Source organism: Escherichia ruysiae (genome assembly GCF_031323975.1).
Classification (GTDB): domain Bacteria; phylum Pseudomonadota; class Gammaproteobacteria; order Enterobacterales; family Enterobacteriaceae; genus Escherichia; species Escherichia ruysiae.
The window spans coordinates 3,999,242-4,015,471 of sequence record NZ_JAVIWS010000001.1 but is presented as its reverse complement, the minus strand read 5'-3'; the positions used below and the strand labels follow the sequence as shown (position 1 = coordinate 4,015,471).

The following is a 16,230-nucleotide window of genomic DNA, read 5'->3' as shown; positions in this document are numbered from 1 at the left end:
ATGAAACTACAGAACTCTTTTCGCGACTATACGGCAGAGTCCGCACTGTTTGTGCGCCGGGCACTGGTCGCCTTTTTGGGAATTTTGCTGCTGACCGGCGTGCTTATCGCCAACCTGTATAATCTGCAAATTGTTCGTTTTACCGATTATCAGACCCGTTCTAATGAAAACCGCATCAAACTGGTGCCTATCGCCCCCAGTCGCGGCATTATCTACGATCGTAACGGCATCCCTCTGGCACTCAACCGCACTATCTATCAGGTAGAGATGATGCCGGAGAAAGTCGATAACGTGCAGCAAACGCTGGACGCTTTGCGCAGCGTGGTCGATCTGACCGATGATGATATCGCTGCATTCAGAAAAGAGCGCGCACGTTCACACCGTTTCACCTCGATTCCAGTGAAAACTAACCTGACCGAAGTACAAGTAGCTCGCTTTGCCGTCAATCAGTACCGTTTTCCGGGTGTCGAAGTTAAAGGCTATAAACGCCGTTACTATCCTTACGGTTCGGCGCTGACCCACGTCATCGGCTATGTGTCGAAAATCAACGATAAAGATGTCGAACGCCTGAATAATGACGGCAAACTAGCCAATTATGCGGCAACGCATGATATCGGTAAGCTAGGCATTGAGCGTTACTATGAAGATGTGTTGCACGGTCAGACCGGTTATGAAGAGGTTGAAGTTAACAACCGTGGTCGCGTCATCCGCCAGTTAAAAGAAGTACCGCCACAAGCCGGGCACGATATTTACCTGACGATAGATCTCAAACTCCAGCAGTATATTGAAACACTACTGGCAGGCAGCCGCGCGGCTGTGGTAGTCACCGATCCGCGCACAGGTGGTGTGCTGGCGCTGGTTTCCACGCCAAGCTATGACCCAAACTTGTTTGTTGACGGTATATCCAGCAAAGATTATTCCGCATTGCTGAACGACCCGAACACACCGCTGGTGAACCGAGCCACGCAGGGGGTTTATCCACCGGCGTCTACGGTTAAACCTTATGTAGCAGTTTCAGCATTAAGTGCTGGGGTGATCACGCGCAATACTACGCTGTTTGACCCAGGCTGGTGGCAGCTGCCTGGTTCGGAAAAACGTTACCGTGACTGGAAAAAATGGGGTCACGGACGCCTGAATGTCACAAGATCGCTGGAAGAATCTGCGGATACCTTCTTCTATCAAGTGGCCTACGATATGGGGATCGATCGTCTTTCCGAATGGATGGGGAAATTCGGTTATGGCCATTACACCGGTATCGACCTGGCAGAAGAACGTTCCGGCAACATGCCTACCCGCGAATGGAAACAGAAACGCTTTAAAAAACCGTGGTATCAGGGTGACACCATTCCGGTCGGTATCGGTCAGGGTTACTGGACAGCGACCCCAATCCAGATGAGTAAGGCACTGATGATCCTGATTAATGACGGTGTCGTGAAAGTTCCGCATTTGCTGATGAGCACCGCCGAAGACGGCAAACAGGTGCCATGGGTACAACCGCATGAACCGCCAGTTGGCGATATTCATTCCGGTTACTGGGAGCTGGCGAAAGACGGTATGTACGGGGTTGCTAACCGCCCTAACGGTACGGCGCATAAATACTTTGCCAGCGCACCGTACAAAATTGCGGCGAAATCTGGTACGGCTCAGGTATTCGGTCTGAAAGCGAACGAAACCTATAATGCGCACAAAATTGCTGAGCGTCTGCGTGACCACAAATTAATGACCGCCTTTGCGCCGTATAACAATCCGCAAGTGGCTGTCGCCATGATTCTGGAGAACGGCGGCGCGGGTCCGGCGGTCGGTACGCTGATGCGCCAGATCCTCGACCACATTATGCTGGGCGATAACAACACCGATCTGCCTGCGGAAAACCCAGCGGTTACCGCAGCGGAGGACCATTAATCATGACGGATAATCCGAATAAAAAAACATTCTGGGATAAAGTCCATCTTGATCCCACGATGCTGCTGATTTTACTGGCATTGCTGGTCTACAGTGCTCTGGTAATCTGGAGTGCCAGCGGCCAGGATATCGGCATGATGGAGCGTAAAATCGGTCAGATCGCAATGGGTCTGGTCATTATGGTGGTAATGGCGCAAATCCCTCCGCGCGTTTATGAGGGCTGGGCGCCCTATCTCTATATCATCTGTATTATTTTGCTGGTAGCAGTAGATGCCTTTGGCGCCATCTCCAAAGGTGCTCAACGCTGGCTGGATCTCGGTATCGTTCGTTTCCAGCCGTCGGAAATTGCCAAAATAGCTGTGCCGCTGATGGTGGCACGCTTTATCAACCGCGACGTTTGTCCTCCGTCGTTAAAAAATACCGCCATCGCCCTGGTGCTGATATTTATGCCCACGCTGCTGGTCGCAGCGCAGCCTGACCTGGGGACGTCAATTCTCGTTGCGCTTTCCGGTCTGTTCGTACTGTTCCTCTCTGGCCTTAGCTGGCGCCTGATCGGCGTTGCAGTGGTGCTGGTAGCAGCGTTCATTCCGATTCTGTGGTTCTTCCTGATGCATGATTACCAGCGCCAGCGCGTAATGATGCTCCTCGACCCAGAATCAGACCCTCTTGGCGCGGGTTATCACATTATTCAGTCTAAAATAGCTATTGGCTCCGGCGGATTACGCGGCAAAGGCTGGCTGCACGGCACTCAGTCACAGCTTGAATTTCTGCCCGAGCGCCATACCGACTTTATCTTCGCGGTACTGGCGGAAGAGCTGGGATTAGTGGGCATTTTGATTCTGCTCGCTCTCTACATTCTGCTGATCATGCGCGGGCTGTGGATAGCCGCCAGAGCACAAACCACCTTTGGTCGCGTCATGGCTGGCGGTTTAATGCTGATATTATTCGTTTATGTCTTCGTAAATATTGGTATGGTAAGCGGTATTCTGCCGGTTGTAGGGGTTCCGCTCCCACTGGTCAGTTATGGAGGATCGGCGCTTATAGTGCTGATGGCTGGGTTCGGGATTGTGATGTCAATCCACACCCACAGGAAAATGTTGTCGAAAAGCGTGTAAGAGGTGCGCAATGCGTAAGCAGTGGCTCGTGATCTGCATCGCGGCAGGAATGCTCGCGGCATGTACAAGCGATGATGGTCAGCAACAGACGGTAAGTATACCGCAGCCTGCGGTATGTAACGGCCCAATAGTTGAGATTGGCGGGGCAGAACCGCGTTTCGAACCACTGAACGCGACAGCGAATCAGGATTACCAACGCGATGGCAAAAGCTACAAAATCGTGCAGGATCCCTCACGCTTTAGTCAGGCTGGCCTGGCGGCTATTTATGATGCCGAACCGGGCAGCAATCTGACGGCCTCAGGTGAAGCGTTCGATCCGATGCAGCTAACAGCGGCACATCCGACTCTGCCGATCCCCAGCTACGCGCGAATCACGAACCTGGCTAATGGTCGGATGATTGTGGTGCGCATTAACGATCGTGGTCCCTACGGCAACGATCGCGTAATTTCACTTTCCCGCGCGGCAGCCGACCGTCTTAACACCTCGAACAACACCAAAGTTCGTATCGATCCGATTATCGTCGCCCAGGATGGTTCTCTTTCTGGTCCAGGCATGGCTTGTACCACTGTCGCCAAACAGACTTATGCCCTGCCAGCGCCCCCCGACTTAAGCGGCGGAGCGGGAACAAATTCAGTATCTGGCCCGCAGGGTGATATTCTTCCGGTCAGCAATTCGACGCTGAAAAGTGAAGATCCGACCGGCGCGCCTGTCACCAGCAGCGGTTTCCTCGGCGCACCAACCACCTTAGCGCCTGGTGTACTGGAAGGCAGTGAACCGACGCCGACACCACAGCCAGTGGTCACAGCACCGGCTTCAACGCCTGCAACAACACCTGCAATGGTGACACCGCAAGCTGCTTCGCAAAATGCCAGCGGTAACTTTATGGTGCAAGTCGGTGCTGTTAGCGATCAGGCTCGCGCTCAACAGTATCAACAGCAGTTAGGACAGAAGTTCGGCGTCCCCGGTCGAGTGACCCAAAACGGCGCAGTCTGGCGGATCCAGCTTGGCCCATTTGCCAGCAAAGCCGAAGCCAGTACCTTGCAGCAACGTTTACAAACCGAAGCCCAATTACAGTCATTTATTACCACCGCGCAATAGCGTAAAGCAGGCAACTGAAGTGTCAATTTCTGTAAATGACGTTAACAAAGTCACGCGGAAAGTCAGATGCCTGTCGGTAGTGCATTTGCTATAGTAGGGCACTTTTTTTAATTCCATCACGGATGTCGTAGTTCAGACCATGAATACCATTTCTTCCGCTCGTATCATGAAGCGCCTGGCGCTCACCACGGCTCTTTGCACAGCCTTTATCTCTGCTGCACATGCCGATGACCTGAATATCAAAACTATGATCCCGGGTGTACCGCAGATCGACGCGGAGTCCTACATCCTGATCGACTATAACTCCGGCAAAGTGCTCGCCGAACAGAACGCAGATGTCCGCCGCGATCCTGCCAGCCTGACCAAAATGATGACCAGCTACGTTATCGGCCAGGCAATGAAAGCCGGTAAATTTAAAGAAACTGATTTAGTGACCATCGGCAACGACGCCTGGGCTACCGGTAACCCGGTGTTTAAAGGTTCTTCGCTGATGTTCCTCAAACCGGGTATGCAGGTTCCAGTTTCGCAGCTTATCCGTGGTATTAACCTGCAATCCGGTAACGATGCTTGTGTTGCTATGGCAGACTTTGCCGCCGGTAGTCAGGATGCTTTTGTTGGCCTGATGAACAGCTACGTTAACGCGCTGGGTCTGAAAAATACCCATTTCCAGACCGTACACGGTCTCGACGCTGACGGTCAGTACAGCTCTGCACGAGATATGGCGCTGATCGGTCAGGCGCTGATTCGTGACGTACCAAATGAATACTCTATCTATAAAGAGAAAGAGTTCACCTTTAACGGTATTCGTCAGCTCAACCGTAACGGCCTGCTGTGGGATAACAGCCTGAATGTTGACGGTATCAAAACCGGTCATACTGACAAGGCAGGTTACAACCTTGTTGCTTCTGCGACAGAAGGTCAGATGCGTCTGATCTCCGCAGTCATGGGCGGACGCACTTTCAAAGGCCGTGAAGCCGAAAGTAAAAAACTGCTGACCTGGGGCTTCCGTTTCTTCGAAACCGTTAACCCGCTGAAAGTAGGCAAAGAGTTCGCCTCTGAACCGGTTTGGTTTGGTGATTCTGATCGCGCTTCGTTAGGTGTTGATAAAGACGTTTACCTGACCATCCCACGTGGCCGCATGAAAGACCTGAAAGCCAGCTACGTGCTGAACAGCAGTGAGCTTCATGCGCCGCTGCAAAAGAATCAGGTCGTTGGTACTATTAACTTCCAGCTTGACGGTAAAACCATTGAGCAACGTCCGCTGGTGGTGTTGCAGGAAATCCCGGAAGGCAACTTCTTCGGCAAAATCATTGATTACATTAAATTAATGTTCCATCACTGGTTTGGTTAAAAATTGAACACTTGAAAGTGTGATTTCCGCCCCCATATACTAAGCATCAGTAAAAACTCCCGCCTTCTGGCGGGAGTTGCTATTTAATTACGTTACGCCGGAGCTGACATGAAAACCAAACTTAACGAACTGCTTGAATTCCCTACTCCTTTTACTTACAAAGTTATGGGGCAGGCGTTACCTGAGCTGGTTGATCAGGTGGTTGAAGTGGTACAGCGCCATGCGCCAGGTAACTACACCCCAACGGTAAAACCAAGCAGCAAAGGCAACTACCACTCGGTATCTATCACTATCAACGCCACTCATATCGAGCAGGTTGAAACACTGTATGAAGAACTGGGCAAAATCGATATTGTCCGCATGGTTCTGTAACTCGCTTTACCATTACCCGGCCTCCTGGTCGGGTAACTCCCCTCCCTCCTCTGTGATATACTTTTTCTCCACTTTTACTCATTCTCCACGGAGATGCCGTTTTGTATCAGGATAAAATTCTTGTCCGCCAGCTCGGTCTTCAGCCTTACGAGCCAATCTCCCAGGCTATGCATGAATTCACCGATACCCGCGATGAAAGTACCCTTGATGAGATCTGGCTGGTCGAGCACTATCCGGTATTCACGCAGGGACAAGCAGGAAAAGCGGAGCATATTTTAATGCCGGGTGATATTCCGGTGATCCAGAGCGACCGTGGCGGTCAGGTGACTTATCACGGCCCAGGTCAGCAGGTAATGTACGTTTTGTTTAATCTTAAACGCCGCAAACTGGGTGTGCGTGAGTTGGTGACCTTACTCGAACAAACGGTTGTAAATACCCTGGCTGAACTGGATATTGATGCACATCCTCGTGCAGATGCTCCGGGTGTCTATGTCGGGGAAAAGAAAATTTGCTCGCTCGGCTTACGTATTCGTCGCGGTTGTTCATTCCACGGCCTGGCATTAAACGTCAATATGGATCTTTCGCCATTTTTACGCATTAACCCTTGTGGGTATGCGGGAATGGAAATGGCTAAAATATCGCAATGGAGACCTGATGCAACAACCGACAATGTTGCGCCACGCTTGCTGAGAAATATTTTAGCCCTGCTAAATAATCCTGCCGTAGAATATATATCTGCTTAACGACGCTCATAAATGACCCAACTTGTACTGGGTCATTACTCATGCCCACATTTATGTCCTCTTTAACCGTTGCAGGCCTCTGGAGAAATAGCTCTTTTCAGCATTAAATGAGGGGCAAATGGATTTTGCTGTCTATTACAACACATTCATCCAGCGTGCTCAGACTTCATGAGTGATTGATGTTACCGACAACGTCATTTGAAAAAATTATTGTTACAGCCAGATCACAGAGATAAACGACAAAATGGCACAAACCAACAACAATTTTACATTTTCGCGACCGCTTTGGCTGCTTTCTGGACCGTTTCAATGATATACTGCCAGTCGTTAATTCAAAAATAGTTGATAATTACAACAATCTATTGAGTTGAACGCTTTCCTTCGTAATTCGCAACTGGAACACGCACGCTATGAGTAAACCCATTGTGATGGAACGCGGTGTAAAATACCGCGATGCCGATAAGATGGCCCTTATCCCGGTTAAAAACGTGGCAACAGAGCGCGAAGCCCTGCTGCGCAAGCCGGAATGGATGAAAATCAAGCTTCCTGCAGACTCTACACGTATCCAGGGCATCAAAGCCGCAATGCGCAAAAATGGCCTGCATTCTGTCTGCGAGGAAGCCTCCTGCCCTAACCTGGCAGAATGCTTCAACCACGGTACAGCAACGTTTATGATCCTCGGCGCTATTTGTACCCGCCGTTGTCCGTTCTGTGACGTTGCCCACGGTCGCCCGGTAGCTCCGGATGCCAATGAGCCGGTGAAACTGGCGCAGACCATTGCCGATATGGCACTGCGTTATGTGGTTATCACCTCCGTTGACCGTGACGACCTGCGCGATGGCGGTGCCCAGCACTTTGCGGATTGCATTACTGCCATTCGGGAAAAAAGCCCGGAAATCAAAATTGAAACTCTGGTGCCGGATTTCCGTGGTCGTATGGATCGCGCGCTGGATATTCTGACCGCCACGCCGCCAGACGTGTTCAACCACAACCTGGAAAACGTGCCGCGTATTTACCGTCAGGTACGCCCAGGCGCGGATTACAACTGGTCGCTGAAACTTTTAGAACGCTTTAAAGAAGCGCATCCGGAAATCCCGACCAAATCGGGTTTAATGGTGGGTCTGGGCGAAACCAATGAAGAAATTATTGAAGTGATGCGAGATCTGCGTCGTCATGGTGTGACCATGTTAACGCTGGGGCAATATTTGCAGCCAAGCCGCCATCACCTGCCAGTTCAACGTTACGTTAGCCCGGATGAGTTCGACGAAATGAAAGCCGAGGCACTGGCGATGGGCTTTACCCATGCTGCATGTGGTCCGTTTGTCCGTTCTTCCTACCACGCTGATTTGCAGGCGAAAGGGATGGAAGTTAAGTAATCCCGTAATAATTACTTACATCTGTCTGATAAAAACCCGCTATCTGAAGCGGGTTTTTTTATCGAACAAGATATAGAGGGAGCGTCCTGCTCGCCACGTCACTCTTTATGAGAGAGCTTTTCAGCCTGAAGATCAACGTCTGCGCCTTTCTTCGCCGCAGCATCGTCATCATTCATCGCTTTCTTGAATCCTTTGATAGCCGCTCCAAGGTCTCCGCCCAGCGTACGTAACTTCTTAGTCCCAAACAGCAGAACGACCAGTGCCGCAACGACCAGCAGTTTGGTAATACTAATCTCACCCATAGATACCTTCTTGACATAAAACCGGCAACAGAACGCGCCTTAAAAACCAGAGAATATTAACGGTCATTCGACGCGCGCACACAATAGCAATCTGTAACAAGGTGAATCAAGCGCCGAATAAAAAAACATCATAATAATTGCGGTGGCGCAAACCGTCGGTTGTTTAAGACGGGGAGTTGTGCACGTACCTGACGCACGCGTTCAGGTGTCACTTCCGCCATGATTAAGGCCGGCATTTCTGCCGCCGCCGCAATGGTGACGCCAAAGGGATCGATAATCCGGCTTTGCCCGATATTTTTGTTCCCGCACTCCCCTGCCGCCACCATATAACAGGTGGTATCCAGAGCACGAGCAGCAAGCAACGTTGACCAGTGGTGCTCTTTGAGCGGTCCGCGAACCCAGGCTGCCGGAAGGACCAGGATTTCTGCTCCCTGTATAGCCTGTGCCAGCGCCAGCTCCGGAAAGCGTAAGTCATAGCAGGTCATAAGACCGACCTTCATGCCTTCGACCTCCAGTAACTGGGCTATTTCATTACCTGCATCAACATGACGCGACTCCTGAATGGAAAACGCATCATAAAGATGCAATTTGGCATAACGAGCGACAATTTTTCCTGCCTGAAGAGCCACCAGCATATTCCATGCTCGCCCCGGCGTAGAGGGAACATGAATCGTCAGAATCGTCGTCATCATGTTACGTTTACTTTCCCGCAATAAACGCCCGATAAATTGGCCTTCCAGCAGCTGCGCTGATTTAACAGATAGATCCGGATCATGATCGTCCCGCGCCAGCAAGGCTTCCGGCAGGACAAACAACGAGACGTCGTTTTCCGCCGCCTGCGCCATCAACGAGGCGCAAATTTCAGCGTTCTTTTCCCACACGGATGTAACAGCAAATTGTCCTGCGGCAACCAGCATTACCACCTCCTGCCAAAGTCGTAAAATTCGCCAACGATGATTATTCGGCGTTACACTTATCACTCATACAAATCAAATAGCAGGATTTTGCAGTGTTACAACTCCTTTTAGCAGTTTTTATTGGCGGTGGTACGGGAAGCGTGGCGAGATGGCTGTTAAGTATGCGATTTAACCCGCTGCATCAGGCGATTCCTTTGGGAACATTGGCAGCAAACCTGATCGGCGCATTCATCATAGGTATGGGATTTGCCTGGTTCAGTCGGATGACAAACATTGATCCAGTGTGGAAAGTATTAATCACCACCGGATTTTGTGGCGGGTTGACAACCTTCTCAACATTTTCAGCCGAAGTGGTGTTTTTGTTGCAGGAAGGGCGTTTTGGTTGGGCATTACTGAACGTCTTCGTAAACCTGTTAGGTTCTTTTGCCATGACTGCACTGGCTTTCTGGTTGTTTTCAGCATCAACCGCACACTAAAGACCAAAAAAAACCCGCTGATTAAGCGGGTTTTGAATTCTTGCTGACGTATCTTACAGAGCGATTACGTTTGCAGCAGAAGGGCCTTTGGCACCGTTAGTGATTTCGAACTCTACGCGCTGACCTTCAGCAAGAGTTTTAAAACCATTAGTCTGGATTGCAGAGAAGTGTACGAACACATCTTTGCTGCCGTCTTCCGGAGTAATGAAACCGAATCCTTTGGACTCATTAAACCACTTAACGTTACCTTTAATCTTAGACATCAAAATTACCTTTACATGAAAAATAGACACAAATGCTGTGTCGGTTACCAGTACACCAATTGTGGTACGCTTTGTCCAGTGCAACTTTGCTAAAAAGTGATAAAAGTCGCGTTATTTTTGGTGATACTTGCCTTACGCTATGATTTTTAAAGGTTTTGTAAAAACATAACTTGTCTAAAACTGAAACCGCATCCAGGCAAAGTAAACATTGCCATTGTTGTAGGTGCCAGGAATATAGGTCATCTGAAAAGTAGCCAGCTCATAGCCCACACAAACCAATGGCAGTACACCGGGACAGGTATGTCGTTCCCGTTATCACGCGTCGTTACGTACAAACCGTACCCGTTACTTTTCTCATCCCAACGCAACTGACCCAAACCGCTGCCCCACGATTTTTCGTTATAGCGATCGTTTTTTCTTTGTTATAAGCGAAAAGTGAATGCCAGGTTTTACCGAGATTCTATCTAAATGTAGTAATCCATAGATCCGTACCAGCAGAAACTTAGTCAACACGGATTCGCTCAATGAAAACAAGGGGAATTACGGCAATACATTTACTTGCGCCCATTAGTGGCCATAAAATATTTATCAGAAATCCACTGTCAGCATAGCTAAACTAAAATAAACAAACCTTAATTACTTCAACCTAAAGAACAAACTTAATATTTAATAGCGTTATACAAGAAAATATCATCAAATTATTCCGGAGACTTAAGTTGTATTTTTCTTTCATATAGCTGCTTAATCACAAAATTCATCCCAGCACGGTTCGCAATCTACAACAGAAAAAAACCTTATTTTTTAACTAGATGAAATAATAAGTCAGCAAATAAACATCTCCTACACTCTCATCACGCGTATACAGAAAATCATTTTTTAAGTAAGAAAAGGTTCTCCCATCAAGCGATTAACAAAACTGCATCAATTACTTATCAATTAGCATACATAATCACATTGATAAATACCGGTCATAAAAACGCATTTTGTTATTCAGGTATAAAAAACAAAAACATCAATGTATTAATGGTAGCTTTTCTTGATTTTAATCAGCATTCGCCACCCATTTATTCGGCATATTTTTTCTTTAGTCTTAGGAATTTGTTATTATTTACCTTGGAGTCTGGAACAGGAAAAATTATGCTGACATTCATTGAGCTCCTTATTGGAGTTATGGTTATTGTGGGTGTAGCTCGCTACATCATTAAAGGGTATTCCGCCACCGGGGTATTATTTGCAGGTGGTCTGTTATTGCTGATTATCAGTGCCATTATGGGGCACAAAGTTTTACCTGCCAGCCAGACTTCAACGGGCTATAGTGCCACGGATATCGTTGAATACATTAAAATATTGCTGATGAGTCGCGGTGGCGACCTTGGCATGATGATCATGATGCTGTGTGGTTTTGCCGCTTATATGACCCATATCGGCGCGAACGATATGGTCGTCAAGCTGGCGTCAAAACCGCTGCAGTACATAAACTCCCCTTACCTGCTGATGATTGCCGCCTATTTTGTTGCCTGCCTGATGTCACTGGCAGTTTCCTCCGCAACGGGCCTGGGCGTTTTACTGATGGCAACGTTGTTCCCGGTCATGGTGAACGTGGGTATTAGTCGCGGCGCGGCTGCTGCCATTTGCGCCTCACCGGCGGCAATTATTCTCGCACCAACTTCTGGTGATGTGGTGCTGGCGGCGCAGGCTTCCGAAATGCCGTTAATTGACTTCGCCTTCAAAACGACGCTGCCTATCTCAATTACCGCAATTATCGGCATGGCGATAGCCCATTTTTTCTGGCAGCGTTATCTGGATAAAAAAGAGCACATCTCTCATGAAATGTTAGATGTCAGCGAAATCACTACCACCGCCCCCGCGTTTTACGCCATTCTGCCGTTCACACCGATCATTGGCGTGCTATTTTTTGACGGCAAATGGGGTCCGCAATTGCACATCATCACCATTCTGGTGATATGTATGCTGATTGCCTCCGTTCTGGAATTTATTCGCAGCTTTAATACACAAAAAGTCTTTTCTGGCCTCGAAGTGGCTTATCGCGGCATGGCTGATGCCTTCGCTAACGTGGTAATGCTATTAGTTGCTGCGGGGGTATTTGCCCAGGGACTTAGCACCATCGGTTTTATCCAGAGCCTGATCTCAATCGCTACCTCGTTTGGTTCAGCGAGCATTATCCTCATGCTGGTGTTGGTTATCCTGACGATGCTGGCGGCGGTGACTACGGGTTCCGGCAATGCGCCATTCTATGCATTCGTTGAGATGATCCCGAAACTGGCGCACTCTTCAGGCATTAACCCGGCATACCTGACTATTCCAATGCTACAGGCGTCAAACCTGGGTCGCACGATTTCGCCTGTCTCTGGCGTTGTGGTTGCGGTTGCCGGGATGGCAAAAATTTCGCCTTTTGAAGTGGTTAAACGCACCTCGGTGCCGGTGCTTGTTGGGCTGGTGATTGTCATCGTGGCTACAGAGTTGATTGTACCCGGAACAGCCGCCGCAGTTACAGGTAAATAATTCTCCTTGCCGGAGGTATGCTTCCTCCGGCACTCTCTTCAGCCACTGTGGTAAATGCGCTGCGGCCTGCCAACTTTACCGTGAACAATTTCAGCAATAACAAGATGGCGGCTGGCGCAATATTCAAGATAACGTCTGGCGGTAGTGCGACTGATGGTCAATGCCTGCGCTACCGTCTCCGCCGTATGTTGCACACCTGGCTCTTTGAAAAGTTTCCGCACTGCGTTAAGTGTCAACGCATCAATACCAGTCGGAAGATCGTCCTTCGGTTCGCCACGCGCATAAGCGTTAAACATCTCATCAATTTGCTTCTGACTGGCACTATCAATACTTTCCAGCATATGTTTACGCTGGCGAAAACGGGTCAATGTCTGTCCCAGACGCTCATAAGCAATTGGCTTGATCAGATAATCAAACACACCACAGCGTACTGCTTCAGATACCGTTTCCATATCGCTGGCAGCAGTAGTAAACACCACGTCACCGGGATAATGCGCCTGCACTAGTTCATGCAGTAAATTAATACCTCTACCGTCAGGGAGATAGTTATCCAGCAGGATAAGCCCCGGCTTAAAACGCTCGATCATCATTCGGGCCTGCGCCAGGTTTCCCGCCAGCAATATCTGACTGAATCCGGGAATATGACGAATATATTCCGCATGCATCTCTGCCAGCGGCGTTTCGTCCTCAACGATCAATAGAGTTAATGGAGCTGTCATTAGGTTTCACTTTCGGAATATAGATTGAAAATAAAGTACCGCAGGGGTCATTCTCTTCAAGAGTGATAACTCCACCGCAGCGCGTTACATAGCTGGCAATAAGATACAACCCAATGCCATGCTCACCGGGTTCATCAGCACGCGTACTGACGCCCTGCTCAAATATTTTGTCGCGCAGAGCCTCTGGGACACCGCAACCCTGATCGGCGACTTCTATCACCACATCATCGCCTTCATCACTCAAATATAACTCGACTATCTTATTCCCTTCATCGCTGCGCAAACTGGCTTCGAAAGCGTTATCGAGTAAGTTGCCCACAATCGCCGCAAACTCAGTGCTGTCCAGCCCTGGCGGCAGTTGAGAAAGCTGGCTGCCGGGGACGATTGTCATTTTTAGCCCCAGTTCGCGGGCGCGCTGTACTTTACCAAACAACAGCCCCGCCACCTGGCGATCGGCAAAGGCTTCGCGCAGACTGTCAATAAGCTGTTGCTGAGCCTGGGACTCCCCCTGAACCATCGCCAGCACGCGATCATACTCTTTCATCTGCAACAGACCATTGAGCGTAGACATCCAATTGAGATGTTCATGACGCAATGTGCGCAGGCTTTCGACATATTGTTTAATTTGCGTCAGTTGTGCATTGAGGGTGGAAATTTCGTCTTTACTACGAAAGCTGATAATTGCCCCCAGCAAATCGTCACCAGAACGAATAGCCTCCCGATTAGCAATGACGCTCAGGCCGTTAAAATTTGTCACCACATCCTGGCGTTTTTCATCAATCTGCTCGGTGAAGAAATCGGCGGGTCTGACCACCTCTGCAATGGGTTTGCCCAGCCACTGCCGCCCAGGGGAACTCAGCCCCAGCATTTTTCTTGCGTTACGGTTGATGGCGGTTATGTCACCGTGCGGATCCACTGCAATCAGCCCTTCATAAACCGAACTAAACAGCGCCTCTTGCTGACGAACAACCCGCGCAATTTGCTTCGGTTCCATCCCCATCATTTGGCGGCGGATATGTGCGGCTAAGAACCACGACAACAGCATCAGAATACCCAGTAGCACGACAAATACGCCGGCCATTGGTAATAAAAATTCGGCGCGCCAGCTATCGATTTTACTGACCAGATAACCCACCGACACCACGCCGATGACTTTGCCATCATCATCAAAGATCGGTGTTTTGGCACGCATCGCCATACCTATCGACCCTTTACCCGTGATGAAGTAGCTCTCCCCTTTCTCCAGCGCGCCGGGTTTGGTGAATTGCATAGGATAACCAATTTTCTCGGGATTAGGATGGTAAAGGCGGATCGAGTTGCGGTCACCTATCACCACATAGTCAAAATCAGTATCTCTTTGTAATTTATCGGCAATGGTCGCCAGCCGTTTGTAATTACGCGCTTTAACCGCCGTGATGATGCTGTCATTGGAGGCAATAATTTTCGCCTGATTCATTGCCATATCGCGCACATGAAGCGTTAAATAGTCCTCAAAACTGGCCGTAAAATATTGCGCCAGTGCTGCGATGACAAATATTGAGAACACCAGAATCAGCAGGAAGATACGCAACGGAAATGCCAGTCGTTCGAAAAAAGCAAACTGTTTATTCTCATTAAACTGCAACATTGTTTTCCTTGCGGGGTAAACCCTGTCTTTTGGTGAATGTAATTAAAATGTTGAATCTCGATATATAAAAATCAAATATGATCGTGGCAAAATTCATTCATTAAATCAATTAAATAACTTAAAACCACGCACCAATCCGCAATTACATTAATTAAAAAACTTAAAACCATTAAATAAATAAAAAACCACTAACTCTATGTGAAATAAATCAAAATTTCACGCCGCAATACTCCTTAGGATGTATGGCAAAAGGAGAAACAGATATACCTCGCTCGCTGCCTTTTCTCCCAACTGAAAATAAAAGGTTATCAGTTTGCAACACTGACTAACATTCATTGCAAATTGATAACAACACATACCTTCAGGATATGACTTATTATGTTCGGCAATGATATTTTCACCCGGGTAAAACGTTCAGAAAATAAAAAAATGGCAGAAATTGCCCAATTTCTGCATGACAATGATTTGAGCGTTGACACAACAGTCGAAGTATTTATTACCGTAACCCGCAATGAAAAGCTTATCGCTTGCGGTGGAATCGCCGGAAATATTATTAAGTGCGTCGCTATCAGCGAATCTGTTCGCGGTGAAGGACTGGCGCTGACATTAGCCACCGAACTGATAAACCTCGCCTATGAACGGCACAGCACGCATCTGTTTATTTATACCAAAATCGAATACGAGGCGCTGTTCCGCCAGTGCGGTTTTTACACGCTGACCAGCGTACCAGGCGTGATGGTGTTGATGGAAAACAGTGCCACACGTCTGAAACGCTATGCCGAGTCACTAAAAAAATTTCGTCATGAAGGGAACAAAATTGGCTGCATTGTGATGAACGCCAATCCCTTTACTAACGGTCACCGTTATCTGATTCAACAGGCAGCGGCACAGTGTGACTGGCTGCATCTGTTTTTAGTCAAAGAAGATTCTTCGCGCTTTCCCTATGAAGACCGGCTGGATCTGGTGTTGAAAGGCACCGCCGATATTCCGCGCCTGACCGTGCATCGCGGCTCCGAATACATCATCTCCCGCGCCACGTTCCCCTGCTACTTCATTAAAGAACAGTGCGTCATTAACCATTGCTACACCGAAATTGATCTGAAGATTTTCCGTCAGTACCTCGCTCCAGCATTGGGCGTTACCCATCGCTTTGTCGGTACTGAACCTTATTGCCGCGTGACCGCCCAGTACAACCAGGATATGCGCTACTGGCTGGAAACACCGACTATCTCCGCACCGCCCATTGAACTGGTTGAAATTGAGCGGCTGCGTTACCAGGAGATGCCGATATCCGCTTCCCGGGTACGCCAACTGCTGGTGAAAAACGATCTCACGGCTATCGCGCCGCTGGTTCCGGCAGCCACGCTGCATTACTTGCAGAATCTGCTTGAACACTCCCGTCAGGACGCGGCAGCTCGTCAAAAGACCCCCGCATGAGAAACAGG

15 protein-coding genes and 1 pseudogene are annotated in these 16,230 nt (G+C 48.9%); 10 read left to right on the top strand and 6 right to left on the bottom strand.

The window, feature by feature from the left end; all coding sequences use genetic code 11:
- From mrdA to lipA, 7 genes are all read left to right on the top strand, one after another.
- Nucleotides 1-1,902, top strand: a complete 1,902-nt coding sequence (gene mrdA, locus RGV86_RS19215; protein WP_000776207.1) for a peptidoglycan DD-transpeptidase MrdA — start codon at nt 1-3, stop codon at nt 1,900-1,902.
- A gap of 2 nt (nt 1,903-1,904) precedes the next feature.
- Entirely contained in the window at nt 1,905-3,017 is a 1,113-nt protein-coding gene (gene mrdB, locus RGV86_RS19210; RefSeq protein ID WP_000131717.1) for a peptidoglycan glycosyltransferase MrdB, read from the top strand.
- Nucleotides 3,018-3,027: 10 nt separating this feature from the next.
- Nucleotides 3,028-4,116, top strand: coding sequence for an endolytic peptidoglycan transglycosylase RlpA (rlpA, locus tag RGV86_RS19205; RefSeq protein ID WP_085460513.1), 1,089 nt, complete (start codon nt 3,028-3,030; stop codon nt 4,114-4,116).
- A 139-nt stretch (nt 4,117-4,255) separates the two neighbouring features.
- Nucleotides 4,256-5,467 (top strand): D-alanyl-D-alanine carboxypeptidase DacA, encoded by a 1,212-nt coding sequence (gene dacA, locus RGV86_RS19200; protein WP_001092444.1) that lies wholly within the window; start codon nt 4,256-4,258, stop codon nt 5,465-5,467.
- Between the two features lie 108 nt (nt 5,468-5,575).
- On the top strand, nt 5,576-5,839 hold the full coding sequence (ybeD, locus tag RGV86_RS19195) for a DUF493 family protein YbeD (protein WP_085460512.1): 264 nt from the start codon (nt 5,576-5,578) through the stop codon (nt 5,837-5,839).
- A gap of 101 nt (nt 5,840-5,940) precedes the next feature.
- Nucleotides 5,941-6,582, top strand: coding sequence for a lipoyl(octanoyl) transferase LipB (gene lipB, locus RGV86_RS19190; RefSeq protein WP_000284039.1), 642 nt, complete (start codon nt 5,941-5,943; stop codon nt 6,580-6,582).
- A gap of 410 nt (nt 6,583-6,992) precedes the next feature.
- Complete coding sequence (lipA, locus tag RGV86_RS19185; protein WP_000042625.1) at nt 6,993-7,958, top strand: lipoyl synthase; 966 nt, start codon at nt 6,993-6,995, stop codon at nt 7,956-7,958.
- Between the two features lie 98 nt (nt 7,959-8,056).
- On the opposite strand, the gene tatE is transcribed toward lipA, so the two are convergent.
- Complete coding sequence (gene tatE / locus RGV86_RS19180; protein ID WP_000503931.1) at nt 8,057-8,260, bottom strand: twin-arginine translocase subunit TatE; 204 nt, start codon at nt 8,258-8,260, stop codon at nt 8,057-8,059.
- Between the two features lie 128 nt (nt 8,261-8,388).
- A complete protein-coding gene (locus RGV86_RS19175; protein WP_010346575.1) occupies nt 8,389-9,177 on the bottom strand; it encodes a deaminated glutathione amidase in 789 nt (262 codons plus the stop codon).
- Between the two features lie 92 nt (nt 9,178-9,269).
- Between RGV86_RS19175 and crcB the strand changes: the two genes are divergently transcribed.
- On the top strand, nt 9,270-9,653 hold the full coding sequence (gene crcB / locus RGV86_RS19170; protein ID WP_000939738.1) for a fluoride efflux transporter CrcB: 384 nt from the start codon (nt 9,270-9,272) through the stop codon (nt 9,651-9,653).
- Between the two features lie 53 nt (nt 9,654-9,706).
- Here the strand turns inward: crcB and cspE are convergent, their stop codons facing one another.
- A complete protein-coding gene (gene cspE / locus RGV86_RS19165; protein WP_000034825.1) occupies nt 9,707-9,916 on the bottom strand; it encodes a transcription antiterminator/RNA stability regulator CspE in 210 nt (69 codons plus the stop codon).
- A 174-nt stretch (nt 9,917-10,090) separates the two neighbouring features.
- Nucleotides 10,091-10,364 (bottom strand): annotated as a pseudogene (gene pagP / locus RGV86_RS19160) (lipid IV(A) palmitoyltransferase PagP); the annotation flags it as partial.
- Nucleotides 10,365-11,053: 689 nt separating this feature from the next.
- Between pagP and dcuC the strand changes: the two are divergent.
- Nucleotides 11,054-12,439: an anaerobic C4-dicarboxylate transporter DcuC gene (gene dcuC / locus RGV86_RS19155; protein WP_032224920.1), complete on the top strand. Its 1,386-nt coding sequence runs from the start codon at nt 11,054-11,056 to the stop codon at nt 12,437-12,439.
- Nucleotides 12,440-12,477: 38 nt separating this feature from the next.
- Here dcuC and dpiA read toward each other — a convergent pair whose 3' ends face one another.
- Complete coding sequence (dpiA, locus tag RGV86_RS19150) at nt 12,478-13,158, bottom strand: two-component response regulator DpiA (RefSeq protein WP_000126493.1); 681 nt, start codon at nt 13,156-13,158, stop codon at nt 12,478-12,480.
- Nucleotides 13,127-14,785, bottom strand: a complete 1,659-nt coding sequence (dpiB, locus tag RGV86_RS19145) for a sensor histidine kinase DpiB (protein ID WP_000938911.1) — start codon at nt 14,783-14,785, stop codon at nt 13,127-13,129. The genes dpiA and dpiB overlap by 32 nt, the downstream gene beginning before the upstream one ends.
- Nucleotides 14,786-15,163: 378 nt before the next feature.
- Between dpiB and citC the strand changes: the two genes are divergently transcribed.
- Nucleotides 15,164-16,222, top strand: a complete 1,059-nt coding sequence (gene citC, locus RGV86_RS19140) for a [citrate (pro-3S)-lyase] ligase (RefSeq protein WP_085460511.1) — start codon at nt 15,164-15,166, stop codon at nt 16,220-16,222.
- Nucleotides 16,223-16,230 lie beyond the last annotated feature (8 nt).

Excerpts from the sequence above, each read along its gene's own strand:
- RGV86_RS19175 (WP_010346575.1), bottom strand. The coding sequence starts at position 9,177 with ATGCTGGTTGCCGCAGGACAATTTGCTGTTACATCCGTGTGGGAAAAG.
- mrdA (WP_000776207.1), top strand. The coding sequence starts at position 1 with ATGAAACTACAGAACTCTTTTCGCGACTATACGGCAGAGTCCGCACTG.
- dcuC (WP_032224920.1), top strand. The coding sequence starts at position 11,054 with ATGCTGACATTCATTGAGCTCCTTATTGGAGTTATGGTTATTGTGGGT.
- lipA (WP_000042625.1), top strand. The coding sequence starts at position 6,993 with ATGAGTAAACCCATTGTGATGGAACGCGGTGTAAAATACCGCGATGCC.
- dpiB (WP_000938911.1), bottom strand. The coding sequence starts at position 14,785 with ATGTTGCAGTTTAATGAGAATAAACAGTTTGCTTTTTTCGAACGACTG.
- dpiA (WP_000126493.1), bottom strand. The coding sequence starts at position 13,158 with ATGACAGCTCCATTAACTCTATTGATCGTTGAGGACGAAACGCCGCTG.
- rlpA (WP_085460513.1), top strand. The coding sequence starts at position 3,028 with ATGCGTAAGCAGTGGCTCGTGATCTGCATCGCGGCAGGAATGCTCGCG.
- citC (WP_085460511.1), top strand. The coding sequence starts at position 15,164 with ATGTTCGGCAATGATATTTTCACCCGGGTAAAACGTTCAGAAAATAAA.
- mrdB (WP_000131717.1), top strand. The coding sequence starts at position 1,905 with ATGACGGATAATCCGAATAAAAAAACATTCTGGGATAAAGTCCATCTT.
- cspE (WP_000034825.1), bottom strand. The coding sequence starts at position 9,916 with ATGTCTAAGATTAAAGGTAACGTTAAGTGGTTTAATGAGTCCAAAGGA.
- tatE (WP_000503931.1), bottom strand. The coding sequence starts at position 8,260 with ATGGGTGAGATTAGTATTACCAAACTGCTGGTCGTTGCGGCACTGGTC.
- dacA (WP_001092444.1), top strand. The coding sequence starts at position 4,256 with ATGAATACCATTTCTTCCGCTCGTATCATGAAGCGCCTGGCGCTCACC.
- ybeD (WP_085460512.1), top strand. The coding sequence starts at position 5,576 with ATGAAAACCAAACTTAACGAACTGCTTGAATTCCCTACTCCTTTTACT.